The organism is Methanopyrus kandleri AV19 (assembly GCF_000007185.1).
GTDB lineage: Archaea > JAADCQ01 > Methanopyri > Methanopyrales > Methanopyraceae > Methanopyrus > Methanopyrus kandleri.
On the sequence record NC_003551.1, the window covers coordinates 1166630 to 1180499 of the forward strand.

General features: G+C 62.0%; 13 protein-coding genes. 3 read left to right on the forward strand and 10 right to left on the reverse strand.

What is annotated here, in order from left to right; all coding sequences use genetic code 11:
* The 4 genes from MK_RS06255 to MK_RS06270 form a co-directional block, all read right to left on the reverse strand.
* A complete protein-coding gene (locus tag MK_RS06255) occupies positions 1-402 on the reverse strand; it encodes a hypothetical protein (RefSeq protein ID WP_148679732.1) in 402 nt (133 codons plus the stop codon).
* Positions 399-773: a hypothetical protein gene (locus MK_RS06260; RefSeq protein ID WP_148679733.1), complete on the reverse strand. Its 375-nt coding sequence runs from the start codon at positions 771-773 to the stop codon at positions 399-401. Before MK_RS06260 ends, MK_RS06255 begins: the two co-directional genes overlap by 4 nt.
* Positions 764-1129: a hypothetical protein gene (locus tag MK_RS06265; RefSeq protein ID WP_011019544.1), complete on the reverse strand. Its 366-nt coding sequence runs from the start codon at positions 1127-1129 to the stop codon at positions 764-766. The genes MK_RS06260 and MK_RS06265 overlap by 10 nt, the downstream gene beginning before the upstream one ends.
* A gap of 137 nt (positions 1130-1266) precedes the next feature.
* Positions 1267-1701, reverse strand: coding sequence for a hypothetical protein (locus MK_RS06270; RefSeq protein WP_148679734.1), 435 nt, complete (start codon positions 1699-1701; stop codon positions 1267-1269).
* Positions 1702-2059: 358 nt separating this feature from the next.
* Between MK_RS06270 and MK_RS06280 the strand changes: the two genes are divergently transcribed.
* Together MK_RS06280 and MK_RS06285 are read left to right on the forward strand one after the other, a co-directional pair.
* Positions 2060-4492, forward strand: coding sequence for an FmdE family protein (locus MK_RS06280; protein ID WP_011019545.1), 2433 nt, complete (start codon positions 2060-2062; stop codon positions 4490-4492).
* Between the two features lie 72 nt (positions 4493-4564).
* A complete protein-coding gene (locus MK_RS06285) occupies positions 4565-7471 on the forward strand; it encodes an FG-GAP repeat domain-containing protein (RefSeq protein ID WP_011019546.1) in 2907 nt (968 codons plus the stop codon).
* Positions 7472-7473: 2 nt separating this feature from the next.
* Here the strand turns inward: MK_RS06285 and MK_RS06290 are convergent, their stop codons facing one another.
* Both MK_RS06290 and MK_RS06295 read right to left on the reverse strand, forming a co-directional pair.
* Positions 7474-7884, reverse strand: a complete 411-nt coding sequence (locus MK_RS06290) for a hypothetical protein (protein ID WP_148679737.1) — start codon at positions 7882-7884, stop codon at positions 7474-7476.
* A 226-nt stretch (positions 7885-8110) separates the two neighbouring features.
* Positions 8111-9064 carry a hypothetical protein gene (locus MK_RS06295; RefSeq protein WP_011019548.1) on the reverse strand — a complete coding sequence of 318 codons (954 nt, stop codon included), beginning with the start codon at positions 9062-9064 and terminating at the stop codon, positions 8111-8113.
* Positions 9065-9416: 352 nt separating this feature from the next.
* Between MK_RS06295 and MK_RS06300 the strand changes: the two genes are divergently transcribed.
* Positions 9417-10316, forward strand: coding sequence for a hypothetical protein (locus MK_RS06300; protein WP_011019549.1), 900 nt, complete (start codon positions 9417-9419; stop codon positions 10314-10316).
* A 125-nt stretch (positions 10317-10441) separates the two neighbouring features.
* On the opposite strand, the gene MK_RS06305 is transcribed toward MK_RS06300, so the two are convergent.
* The 4 genes from MK_RS06305 to MK_RS06320 all read right to left on the reverse strand — a co-directional run bounded on the left by MK_RS06305 (position 10442) and on the right by MK_RS06320 (position 13633).
* Positions 10442-11158, reverse strand: coding sequence for a hypothetical protein (locus MK_RS06305; RefSeq protein ID WP_011019550.1), 717 nt, complete (start codon positions 11156-11158; stop codon positions 10442-10444).
* A 783-nt stretch (positions 11159-11941) separates the two neighbouring features.
* Complete coding sequence (locus tag MK_RS06310) at positions 11942-12730, reverse strand: 4Fe-4S binding protein (RefSeq protein ID WP_011019551.1); 789 nt, start codon at positions 12728-12730, stop codon at positions 11942-11944.
* Positions 12731-12833: 103 nt separating this feature from the next.
* Positions 12834-13229: a hypothetical protein gene (locus tag MK_RS06315; RefSeq protein ID WP_011019552.1), complete on the reverse strand. Its 396-nt coding sequence runs from the start codon at positions 13227-13229 to the stop codon at positions 12834-12836.
* A 47-nt stretch (positions 13230-13276) separates the two neighbouring features.
* On the reverse strand, positions 13277-13633 hold the full coding sequence (locus MK_RS06320; RefSeq protein ID WP_011019553.1) for a hypothetical protein: 357 nt from the start codon (positions 13631-13633) through the stop codon (positions 13277-13279).
* Positions 13634-13870 lie beyond the last annotated feature (237 nt).

Here is a 13870-nt window from a genome sequence, read left to right on the forward strand (position 1 = left end):
TCAGGTCGGGACTCCGTAGGTCTGACGGTCCCGGCGGGAGGACCCGTTCGTTACGGATTTCACAACGATTCTCCATGAGGTGGACGCCCACCTTAGTCTCCTCGGTACGATCACCGGCGGTACGACCATAGGGAACGTCCTCAGGACCACCTCCAGGAGATCGATCAGCGTGACCTCACCCGCAGGACCCTCATCCTCGGACGTCTCACCTTCGGCCGAGGTGGATGTCGCGCTCGGTACTTCACCCTCGGCGCCGACAGGACGCCCGGAGACTGTTTCGCCGATCGTGGCTCGCTCGGAGTGTCGTACGTGGTGAGCGCCTTTCGAGATGAGCCCGCCCTCTCCCGGAGTGAGCTCGGTGGAGGTCTCGGCAACAGTCTCGGACGCTTGAACCGGAGTCACCGGGAGTTGGGATGATCCCTCGGGCCCCTTGAGCGACTCCCGGACGGTGGAAAGTCGCTCCTCCGGGGGTTGATGCGCGTTGTTCCCCCGTGATCGTGTTCCTCTCGGTGATGCTCGTACTCGTCGTGATCACGGACGTGCTCTCGCCCGCTCATCACCTTCACCACGGACCCGTACCACCTCACCTCCTGGCCGTCCAGATAGAGGTGAATCCCGACATCGTGGGATCCAGGTGACAGCTCTACGGGTCCGAACCAGTCCGTGATCCGCGCGCCCTTATCGGCGCTGTACGCCTTGGAAAGAGCCTCATCGTCGACCCTCACGACCACGGTGATCGTGCCCGGATCCTTGGAGATTACGCTCATGTACACGTAGAGCTCATTGGCGGCCTCTTAGGGAAGCTCGACCTCGGGTCGGATCTCGCCGTCTCGGACCAGGTACCAGTTTCCGGCTTCCAGTCCCCCTGTCCGTAGACGACGTCGACGTCACCTTCCCGACGGGGCAGCTGGTAAGACTTCACGCCCTTGATCGTGGCTTCGGGCGGTAGGTACAGGGTCACACGGTGGGACTTGGTCACGTCGTCACTGTCGGCGTACACCATGTAGACGACGTCGACGTGGTCGGCGGAGATCCCCGTGACGAAGGCCTCTACTCCGAGGTATCCTGAGGCGGGGGAAGCGGTGGCGACTACGGCGATGAGGAGTGGGAGGTACTTCGGAACCGACACGGGCCTCCCTGCCCCGCACAACTTATCTTTAAGATATCCACATTTATCTTTCGGGACGTATACGCGGGGGTCTCGTGTTACGAACGGTACGTAAATTGGGAACATGTCATGAGCGGCGGGGCCTCCCCCGTATCCGACTAGTCGGAGACCAACCACTGGACGCAAGACCCGGGCTCCGTCTCACCGGACAGCGGTGTGGCCTCGGGTCTCGGCCGTACGTCCCATCCCTTCCGTTTCGCGAGCTCGTCGAACAGCAGTATGAACGGACACGGCGGGACTTGGCGTATCGTCTCGAGTTCCTCAGGATCCGCCACGTCGCGAATCAAGCTCGAGTAACACAGGCGACAGCCCTTCACCCGCAGCTCGTCTCCCTCCAACTCCACCTCCGCGAACGGTTCCAGCAGCTCGATCAGCGCCTCCCGCGGATCGTCGGGGAGATCCTCCTCGAGCAACTCCGCCATTATCCTCGCCATGACCCGACGGGCCGCGTTCCCACGCTCTCCGAACAGCCTCACCGTGGCCACGGCCATCGCGCACTCCATGGCCCTCACGAACTCCCATTCGACAGTCATCGAACTCCCTGCCCGGACGTTGACGATCCGATTTAAGCCGTTGTGGTACACGGCGACCCGTACGCTACGGGCGAGGATCTCGGCTCCGGAATCGCCGGACGTCCCGATCTTTCCGATCTCTCGTTCGATTTCGATCTAATCACGACGCGGGCCGACTCCCCGAGTATCCACGTAACCGGTTACCGCGCCGTCCGCGTCCTTCGTCCCGACGATCGAAACGACCCGTAGCCGAACGGCGAGTTCGTAACACTGATGCATCCTAAAGATCCCGCCATATGCAATACTAATTGGAAAAGTTTATCATTGAGTATTATTAGGTTCGCCAAATAGTATTCAACGTTGTTAAGGGGGCGACGGAGTGCTCCGAGCGATCGCCGTCGTGATCTCGGCGCTGGTCCTCGCGGTACCAGCCCTCGCCGAGCCACAGGCTGACCTACGGGCGTTGGGAGAAAAGATCGGTAACGACGCCTTGACCACGCTCGGAGCCACGGCCGGGGACCCCAAGTTACTGGTGATCACGGACGCCAGGGCGGTCTGGGTCGACTCGGACGGTGACGGCACGCCCGACACGCCGGCGGCGGCCGTGGCGGACGCCGTCGCGTCGGAGACCGGCTGTAAGATCGGGGAGAACCTCGTGTTCGTGCAGAGTAAGCCGGCCTCCGACCTGTTCGTGGCGGTGTTCTACGGTGACGAGAGTTCGGGTAAGCTCGTGTTCTACCGCGTGACGCACAGCCTGCTCGACAGGATCGCACGGGGCGAGGTGTCCGTCGACTCGCTGACCTTCACGAGCGATCCAAGCGACGAGAACGGCATCTACAGGTACGTGCTCGGTGACCTGACCGCTGAGAACGTGTTTCGGGAGCTGCTGAGCGCGGCGGGGATCGACCCGAGCGGGTACATGACGGACGGTCGCATCGACCTACAGAAGCTGGATGAACACGGCTGGGACGGCTTCGATCCGGACAAGTACACGGACGAGGCACTTCAGAGCTTCAACGACAAGTACTTCGGTAAGATGTGCGGGTTCGGCTTCACCGTGCTGTCGATAGCCCTCTCCTGGGCGAACGGTCTGCCCAGGCGGTACCTGGCGAGCGTGGAGCGGCACGACCACCTGTGTCCGGGACTGATCAGCGGCATGTTGATCGTCGACAAGCTCCTCCGGGAGGGCAAGGCGGAAGCCGTCAGGTTTTACGTGGCCTGTCCGATCTGGTGCAAGGATGACGCGATCTACACGACCCTCGACCTGACGCAGGGTAAGCGGAACCACTTCGTGTTCCATCCGGACTCGCGGGAACGGGACCTCCTCAATCGGAAGCTCGGCGGTTCCCCGGCCGGAGTGTTCGTGCTCCAGGAGGGAGAGGACCTCAAAGCCCTCGTGGCGACGTTCAAGTGGGTCAACTGGGGCGCGGTGTTCGGGAAGCTCGCGCGGGCCGGCTGGGGCAGCGTCAAGGGCAGGGTCTTGAACTCGATGATCCGGATAATCTGCGACGTGGTCTTCTGTCGCGATTGGAACGTGGATCGTGTCGGGCTCAAGGAGTACCCGATGACCTGCACCGAGGCCGCGGCGATCTGCGCGGGTCGCGACCCGTACATGGTGTTGGGACTGGTTGCGCCCTACACGGACGATCCGAAGGTGGCTGCCGTCGAGCAGGCCCTGCTGTACGCGAGGAAGGTCCTGGGGCTCTCGTACGGTGACGAGCGAGCCTATGTGATCACCAACGTCACGTACCTCAAGGACTTCGTCGACGGACGGGTGAGAAACGTCATCACCCGAACGCTGGGCCTGGACGCGACGTTTTCCGGTAGCAACCGGAGTATACAGGTGACGACGCTCGAAGACAGGATCGTCGAGTTCCACACGGACGAGACCGCGGATCCCGTGATCGCGGTGGTCAACGCGGAGACGGGTGAGGGTGTTGCGGTCGTCCTGGATCTGGCGAAGTTGGAGGGTAAGAGGGCCGAGGACATCCTGACGATGGATCCAGAGGAGTTCGTGAAGGAGTACGCGAAGGCGTACACGGATAAGGTGAAGATGAACGCGTTCGAGATCTCGGACGAGGACAACGATAAGCTCTCGCGGCTGGGTCGGTACGCGTTCAACGTGGTCACGCTCGCAACGGCGGTGGTTAACGGGGTGCCGAAGGACCTACTGCGGTGCGCGGCGTGGCACAACCATTTCTGCCCCGGGGTGACAAGTGGCTGGATGATCGCCAAGTACATCCAGGAGGAGATCCTCGCGAAGGAGCCGTTGAAGGACAACGAGCGACTGGTGTGGATCGGAGTACCCGTCTGGTGCAAGGAGGACGCCGTTCAGACGCTACTCGACCTGACGCCCGGTAAGCGCGGAGAGTTCGTGATGCAGCTACCGAGGGAAGTGCAGGAGGAGCTGAAGAGGGAGTACGGCATCGACGTCGCGGGTATACTGATCAGGTACCAGTATACCGGTAAGGGCAAGGACGAGCAGATCCTGGGCGGTAAGGCCTACGTCATCGGATTCGACTGGGACAAGGCCAACGAGATCCGACCGAACGTCCAGTACTTCGGACACGCGGCCTGGGCCGTGGAGCTGGCGAAGCGTGATCCGAGGGAGTTCGTTAGGGTCATCAAGGAGATTAGCCTCGGCGCGGAGGACGTGAAGAAGCTGACCGAGGACACGGCACGGGTGAACCCGTTAGAGGTCGTCGGTGTGATCCACAATCCCAAACCCAAGAGGAAGCCGCCGGTGTACTGGGTGACGGTCGCGCTGGCCCTGACGTTGCTAGTTTTCCGACGCCCCCTCAAGCCCTCCTAACGTTCCTTCGACCCACAGCTCGTTCTTCGAGATTTCGACCTGAGATCACCCTAGGAGCGGGGGAGAAGGACCGTGCTGGCGGCCTTGATCCTGGTCGTAACGACCCTACCGACCCCCGCACATGCCGACATCGGGTACGTCGGCTACGACCCGGAAGACGCGGCTCACTGGTCAGGGGTCGGTCTCCTTCAGCACCCCTACGTAGCTTGGAGGTCGGGCGGATACAAGACCGCGACGCTCGCCGACGGCAAGCTCCTACTGGGTACCGACTCCGGACGGGACGACGCCCTCGTCGAAGTGGATCCAGCGACGGGTCATGTACTCAGGAGGTACTCCCTCGAGTTCGATCCCGGGGATTGTTCCTACTCCGTACCGTTGGTCGCCCACACGCGCGAGGGAACCTGGGTCATCAAGGCCTACCGAACCACTAAGGACGAGCGCAATGTCGGGGCGATCCTGGCGATCAACATCGGAGACGGGGCGACCAGGTACCTCGTCGACGCCGACCTAGGGCCTTACGAGGTCGAAGAAACGCGCGTCCCGACGGTGTTCCCGGTCGCCTGTCTCGACGTCGACGGGGACGGCGACGAGGAGGTGATCGTCGAGGCGCCCTCGGGGATGTTCTGCTACGACGTTACCCCGGAGCTCAAGCGCCTCTGGTGGTTCAAGTGCGAGCCGGTCCACCTGCCGGACGGAGTATCGCTGCCCGCGATCCTCGATCTGGACGGGAGCCGGCTGCTCGTGGTCCTGGACGTGCGTGACGGTGTCCCGGTTCTGCACGCGGTCGACGTCGGGACCGGCGAGGAGCGGTGGTCCATCGACCTGACCCAGCATGGGGTCCCGAGGGTGAAGGGGTACCGGTCGGTCTGGAAGGTCATGACCGGAGACCTCGATGGCGACGGGAAACCGGAGCTCGTGGTGACCCTACCCGGCGCCCAGCGGAGCGTCCAGTCCTGTGGCCTCGCGACGAAGGGCTCCGGAGAGAGTTACCTGGTGGTCCTCCGTCCTCGAACCGACGGCGCCGACCCGGTCACGGTGCTGAAGATCTCCGACGTGTACCCGCTCAACTCGGGCTTCGGACATCCGGCGGCTCTCGGGGACATCGACGGCGACGGGAAGGACGAGCTGATCACGTTCTTCACGGACCGCCTGCGTGTGTTCAAGCTCCATGGCGATCGACTCGAGCAGGTCGCGGAGGTTAAGCCGGGAGTCACCGTGTTCTGGAGTTCCGTCTGTCTGATCGACCTGACCGGGGACGGCAGGCCTGAAGTGCTCCTCTCCGGCAACCCGGGCCGGACGGTAGCCCTGAGGTACGACCACGGCCAGTTGTACGTCCTCTGGGAGGTACCATACCCGGCCCAGGTGAACCTTCCGGTCCCCGTGGACTCCGATCGTGACGGGAAAGTCGATACACTCGTTCTTTACTCGACCGAGCACGGGATCGTGGCGCTGAAGGCCGGTCGAACGGCCCCTACACGGGGGGAGAAATCCGAGGGTAAGCGCCGGCGACTACCGTTGATCCCGGTCCCACCGATTCCCAGACGACGTCGGCTCTTCGTCGCGACGCTCGTCGTCGCGGTCACGATGGCGGCAGCACCGGTGACGGCTACCGTACCGCTTTACTGTGAGGACAGGGCCGATCCCTCTACGGTTCAGGCACTCAAAAGCGAGGTCCATCGCCAGATAGTCGACGCGGTGCACTGGCTGGCGGAGCAGGAGAAACCCACCGAGACGGAGTTCTACTTCCCGGGCTGGTACTACGACCCGAACCCGACGGGTGAGCCTAGGAGGTTCTCGGCCATGGACACGGCGTGGGTGCTCTTCGGGCTCGCACACTGTTACAAGGCCGGGATCGAGAGGGACCTTTGCCTGGAGCTCATCAAGAAGGGTCTGACCGCGCTCGAAGCCTGCCAGGACGACGAAGGCCTCATCCACGACGTGCCCGTGAAAAGTCTAGGCGCGGGAAGCTTCACACTCGGGTGCGCAGTACCCACGGCACCTTCGAGCGAGGAGGAGGCCCAGCAGCTGAAGGAATGGGTCGGCTTCTACACCTCGCAGTCCCTACCCGGCATCGTGGCCGTTTACCGCCTGGTCGACGACCCGGAGGTCAAAGAGCGGGCTAAGCGCATCGCATACCGTGCCATCGAGGCGATGTTCAAGCACTACTGGAGGGAGGAGGAAGTGACCACTCCGGAAGGTACAGTCGAGATCGGCTACTTCCAGATCCAGGGCCCCGGAGCTTGGTCCGATAGGACCAGGACAACGCCGCTGGTGCTCTGGGCCATCCTCTGGTCGGGGTACAGGTCGTGGAACGACCGGGAGGTTCAGCTGATGTGGAACCTCCTCCGGTTCACGGAGAAGGAGCGGACGGTCCGAGGTATCCCCGTCGCGCACGTCGGCGACATCAAGATCGACTGCGACTCGTGGACGCTCTGCGCCCTGGCGGCGGTCGGTAATACTGTGGATTCTGGCCCGTTGAGCGATCTCGTCAGGAAGCTCGTGAACTGTATCATGGCGCATACGAAGCCGACGCGCGGTGGTCTGATGGCGGTCGCCTGCCACTTCGGAGAGCTCGAAGAGGAGCCGGGGAAGGCCTTCCTAGCACATAAGGCCGCACGAGCCTACTACGGTCTACTCCAGGCGGGCGTGCCGCCCGACAACCGGCTCGTCACCGAGATCGTCAGGTTCTGCCTCAAGGCACACCGGATCGACCCGAACGAGAAGGATCCGGTGACCGGTCTCCAGGGTACGTATAAGGACGACGTGCCTTACTGGTGCTGGACGGACGTGGAGTGGAAGAACGACTACCGCGGACTCAAATGCTTCTGCACCGGGATCACGCTGGCGTACCTGGCGGAGTGGTACTCACTGGTCGAAGGCAACGAACCCTCCTGCCGCTCGAAGACCACTGAGCGTCATCGAGTACCGGTAACCCCGGTGATCCTACCGTTATGCCCACGACGCGCACGACGTGACTGAGCTCACGGCAGCATCCTATCGGTATCCTCGGTTTCTTCCGGCCCTTTCTGTTCCTCCGTCTCGATCTCGGCACGTGCGAGCCTCCGAACCAGCACGATCAGATCGGACGTCGGGTCTTCCAGCTCCTCCTTCTCCCACTCACCGAGTGGATCGTCCCGGTACCACGCTTCCTTCAGGTTCGTTACGATCGCCGCCGGTTCCACGTCCGAGTTCCATTCGATGATCGCCCGGACGTACCGGAGCGCCCTACGCAGGTCCTCGTCCGTGATTTCGACGCCCGGGAACCCCACCTCCACGACCACGGGCCTGCGATCCATGACCAGGAGGTCCACACGACCCCTAACCCCGGGGATCCTCACCTGGGCGACCGCGGGCAATCCTTCCTTCCGAAGCCAGTGGTACACCTCGCTCACGAAGCTCCCCTCGGTGACCTCGATCTCCAACCCGTTCAGGTTGACACGCGAGGGGTGTCCCCCCGTCAGGGACCGTGTTTTTCCGGAATCTCACAACAACCCTCGGTGGTCGTCCCACTTTAAAGATAGGTAGTCACCGAGTCTCGGGCTCCGATCCGGAAGGGACGGAAGGCGTCGGGATGACGGCTCGAGATCGACCTGGGCCGGTTCGTCCCACGCGGAACCGTCAACTCGTGCTGCTCTTGAACCTGGCATGTGGTGCGAACGTCAGGAAGAGCACCTCATCGGCGAAATCTATGTCCCCGCTAACCCCGTACAATCGCTCCAGTAACTCCTTTTTAACCTTATCCTTATTCAATACAACCAGCAACTCAGCGTCGACAACTTTAAACTTCTTCTTCCCGTTCAACCTGTAATCTACATCAACTTTGCTAACTTTGTCAATGAAATTACTCAACTCGACTTCGACAAGTATCTCTATATACTTACTCACTCGACTTTTACTTTTCGCTTTCTCAGGTTTTTCCCAAATCTTCTCACATGAAAATACTTCCTTTTCCTGTAAATACTCGATAACATTATCAATAGTTTTCAGGGAAAAATTCTCTTTCTCAGCACGGATTTCATAAATACATTTGACTTCTTCATCCTCAACCTTAGGCGACATGTTAAACTTCACGTTCGCGCTACATTTCTTCAGTTCCCACGAGTGATCATCGTCACCTTCCAATCTCATCAAGGACCTAGCATCGTCCTTGAAATTAATTTTCATCAACTTGGAGTCACAATCCACCTCTATAGATTTCACCGTCAGTGGCTCCTCAGTAGGTAACTCCACATCACCGATCCTAACTTTGCCTACGGGTGAGTGGAAGACGATCCAGTGCTCCCATTCGACGTCGGGTTCCTCGGCCTTCAGCCGGCCTACACCGAACGTCGGGTTGTTGAGTGTGGCTAGCTCGAGCTCGGCGCTCCTCTCTCTCCATCCTATGGCCTTTTTCCCGTAGATCCAGCCCTGGGCGCCCGACTCGGCCCCGCTCAGCACCCGGCTGATCGTCCCGGAGATCAGACCGCGGGGATCGTGGATCGTGGCGATGTTCCGCAGCGTGAGCCGGTGGGGTTCGGGCACGCAGGTCGGCGGTCGTTGCCAGCATCGGAGTACGGTGGGCCCCTGATTCAACCTTGGTCCCCCGCGCTTCACAACTTGACGCCAACGTTGGCGGAAGCACCCTTTCCAGTGAGTTTTAAATTCCTTATCTTCAGGGGACGGTCGGTCGAGACCGTCGCGGCGGATCGTGTTCGGAGGAGGGCCCGGACCACGGTCGCTCGGAGGGTCCGACCGGGCGGCCCGTACGGAGGCGTCCGTCGGAGAGCGTCGTAACTCGCCGGAAGGGAACCGTGCGCCCACGACGTCGGCACCAGGCGGTCCTCGGACGTCTCGTCGGGAGGGCCCCCGCCCCCGCACCAAGCGTCCGGTACGGTGTTCCGCCCCGGGGTCGCATCCCGTGACCCCTCCCGCAGGGGTGGGTCCCTTGGTCGAGTGGAGGGAAGTACCGGTACTGCCCAAGAACACGTTCTTCAAGAAGCTCAACGCGGCGATAGCCTGGATTGACCCTTTTGACGAGTTCGCGAACCCGGACGTCAAGGAGCTCCTGGCTGGCGTCTCGGACGAGCTGGACCCTAACCCGCTGCTCCACTGGTCGAACGTCCTATCGGCCGAACACCCACCCGAGGAATGGCGCATCCCGTACGAGCTGGCCGAGTACATGGTGTGTTTCAACAAGGCCGGGGCGGCCGTCCTGAGGTACTTCGCCGATGCCCTGAGGAACGTGTTCGAACGTCCTTCGCTGGATCGGCTCGTCCGACCGCTGGCGATCGAAATGGCACTGTCCGACGGTGACGAGCTTCCCGGACTCGTCCGCTCGGAGCTCGGGATCGAGAAAGGATATCGGGGTCTGGGGAAGGGTCTCCCGGACGCCTTACGGCCCTCACGGTGGCTCCTCGTCTCGGTCGTGAGCCACGCTTGCTCCAACAGGAAGGCGAGGCCCGAGGAGATCGCGGAGGAGTTCGAGGAACACCTCGGGTTCGAGCTCGAGGGCCCCGAGGTCATCGATCGGCTACGGGAGAACGTGGAAGAGGCCGTCGAAGACCTGGTGACGTGGGCCTCCCGGGAAGGTGAGGACCCGAAGCCCTACGTGGAGGTGTTCAGGGAGGCGGTCACAGCGACCCTTCGGCGCTCGATCCGACTCGTCAGGAGACCCGAGGAGATCGCGAAATCCTGCCTCAAGGTGGATCCGACGGTCTCGATCGGAGGCGTGAAGATCGGTCCGGAGGACTACGACCCGCTGTGGGAGAGGGTCCGTCAGGTGGACGTCGAGGAGGTGACCGCCGAGATCGTGGACGAGCTACTGGACGAGCTGACGCGACGGTGAGTGGCCACCGGGACCGCGTCGGTTCGCCGGACGGATCGTGCGCCGGTCAAACCGTGCACCGAAGGACGGCGGACCGCCGCGGGACTTATCGTTACGATATCCGTGACGTTCGGCCGGGGAGGGTATCAGAGCGCCACTAGGATCGCCTTTAGGAACTCCGCGAACATCTCAACGGCCGTCGGCCCGATGAAGACGAGCACCGGCGCCACGATCAGGATCGGTGGCATGTACTTCAGGACGAGCTCGGCGAGGTCCATAGCCGTATCCAGGACGTCATCGAGGTGTATCCGCGCCCGTGATCCCCCGTGCGCCAGTCCCTCAGCCTTCACTTTCACGTTGAACTTAGCGAGGACGTACCTGGCGTCCTCGGGGATCTCGGTGGAATGCAGACCCGGATAGAGCTCGGCTGCCACGACGCACTCGGTGCTGAATTCAGTGTCGGCCACGTACTGACTTACGCAGCCTACCCGCGCCTGGAGCATACCGTCCGGCGTGTCGACAGTAGCCGAGCTGCACGGCCAGTCGGGGAACAACGTCGCCGCGAGCGCGGTCTTACCGTCGTACTTCAGCGTCACGCTGACCGTCACGGGACCCCTAATGCCCTCGAACGTGACCGATTTCGGGACCTCGGAAAGCTTGAACTCGGCGGTGTGGGTGGTCCCCGTACCGACGTCGGTGACCGCGACGTCTAAGGTGAGCTTACTCACCAATGTGTCGTAGGTACCGAGCTCGGCACCGTTTGAGACCATATCGTCGAGAGCCACATTCACCGTGACCTGGCCCGCGTGTACGGCTGCGGGTGCGATCGTGAGAAGTAGGACGAACGCGAGCGCCTGCAGCACGACACCCTCCCCCGTTAGCGTTACCGAAAATCGATGAGGCTTTTCAGTTTTTCGCACGGTGGTAGAGACGTCTCCGATCGTTCTCGGGTCATCGTGAAGTGAGCTCCGTCGCCCCGACTCCGCGTTCGTAACCCGAGCGTACCGACGGGAGTTGGACGGGCGTCAGAAGGCGTATCCCCCACACACCGAGCCAGCCGATCGCGGCCGCGAGCAACGGCCTGGGCATCCAAGTCCAGCTGCGGAAAGTCGAGAACGACCGGCTGAAGGGCCCGTACATCGACCTCACCGAGACGCCGAGGATCCCCCTTGGTGATCCTCAAGGCCGTCAAGCTCGAGGTGGCCGTGGACTCCCTCGAGGAAGCACTCAAAAGGGAGTCCTGGCTGTAAACCGACCGGAGTGGCTCCTTGAGCACGAACCCAAGGTGAGCAAGGTACCCGTCAGGGAGGGGAGGAAGATCCCGGTGAACCCGGCGGTTGCGCTGGCGGGGCTGGTGACACTGGCGTGCCTCCGGCGCCGCTGATCTCCTCCGTCTCACTCGCGAATCGTTGTGAACCACGAAACGATCCTGGGACGGGCCTCGGTCTCGGACCCTTCCTCATCCTTCCGTTCAGACCGGGTGAAGCTCCTCATCGGTCCGACCGAGACTCCGACTGAAGTCGTACGGCCGGAAGACCATGGGGTTCCTAGCCGCACGGTTTCATCCCAACTTTCACCCTAACTCGGAACGTCCTCGACCGAGGATCGAGGTCAGGGGTGACGAGGGGCTCCCCCTCGGCCGGGCGTCAGCCTTCGCCGACCATCTTCAGATGGATCGGGCAGTCCAGGCATCTCCCGCATCTCATACAGTCGAAATCGTTCGGGAACGCATCAGCCGGGTCAAGAGCTTTGGGACATACCGTGCAGACCTTACAGCCCTTGCAACCCTTTCGAACGATCTCTGTTTTGCCCTTAAGGAGCGGATCGAGCAGGCTCCAACCGTTCGCCAGACGCAGGAGGACGCCGACCGGACAGATGTAACGGCATACGAACCGGGGAACGAACACGGACGCCCCCAGTATACCGAACGCCGCCGACATCTTGAGCACCGAGTAAAGGCCGATCTCCTGCCGTCCCAACAGGATGTAGGATAGGTAGTGCATCGGGCAGATCTTGTACCAGAGCTTGTACGCGGCGAATGGTCCGAGCACCAAGGTGGCGGCCAAGATCACGTACCTCAGGTACAGGAGCACCCCATGACCGGGTGGGCGGTGCACGGTCAGGCCCAGTTTCCTACCGAGACCCGCGAGCGCGTCTTGGACGAGTACGAGGGGACATATCCAACCGCAGACGGCGCCTCCGACGAGAATCGCCGGTACGACCCAACCCACCAGTGCGACCGCCGCTAGCTGCGTCAGGGTCACGAGCCCGGCCGCCACGACCGGCAAGGCCAGGAGCATGGTACCCGTGTCGATGATACCGGCGCAGCCCGCCGCGATCCCGGGTACCACAACCTTGAGCCCGAACGCTACACCGACGGCGGCCACACCGGCGGAGATAAGCTGGACCGCCACCCTCAGCTTTCTGATCTCCATACCCGGTATCCTCCCCTACACGTCCGGTACCGTTAGACGGACGTTCACAGTGTCGAATATAAGGGATAGATAACAGACGACACGATTGGAGGAAGAGCGGAGCTCAGTGACAGGGGTTCGGGCACGCCGCGCAGTTGCCCGTGCAAACGAAACCGCCGGACGACCCACTTGACGAGCCCGTAGTTACCACGGTCCCGCCACCCGAGGACGAGCTGCCGGCGTATGTTCCATTGCCGCCTGACGAGCCGCCACCGGTCGATCCGGAAGATCCTTCCTCCGGACGCCGTTCGCCTCCGCTCTTTTCACCTTTCCCTTCCCCACCCTTCTCACTGACCTCCTCGTCCTTTTCACCCGCCGAGCCCTTGTCGCCTCCGCCGATCGCCTCCTTGGCGATGTCTTCGACGGACTTTCCTACTCCTCCCAAATGCGAGGGAACCGTCAGGATGTAAGCCAGAATGGCCGCCATGACCGCGGCTCTGAACCCGAGTGTCCCAAGCATGTTTTGAGACCCCTTCAAAAGGGTTAGGAAGGGGCGTTTGGGGGAGGTTAGAGACGCCGCAGCAGTACCGCCGCGACCACGAGGCCTGCGATCACGGCGACGAGGCCTACAGGGGCTGTCGATGAGGTAGTCGATGACGTCGTACTAGCTGTGGAAGACTGCTGTTCCGATGTGTTGGTCGAACTAGTCGAGGTCGTCTCGGCGGACGAATCGCTCGTCTCTTCGCTCAAGACCTGTAGGTTGTCACAGTACCCGTCACCGTTCTTATCCACGAACGCACCACAGTGCTGCCCCCGAGCCGTAGAGTCGTCGAAGTACCGGCCGGTGACCGGACAGTAGTACGTCGTAGCGGATACGGCGCCGAGGACAGTCAGCGCTGCGACCAGCAGGGTGAGGATGCGCACGACTATTCCCCCATGTTCGTCTTTCGGCCACTTCCGAACAATGCGTTTCGACGCCTTAAGGTTTCTCCGGAGTCCGTGCACCGCCCAACCCGACGTACGGTAGTATCCTGCGTACGCCGATAGAGCACTACGATTGAACCATCACCCGAAAGCGCCCGTACACCGTCGTAAAGTAGAGGAACCGGCTTCCCTGAGTGCCGGGTCCCATGCGCCGGGTTCCATCCACCGGACGGACGG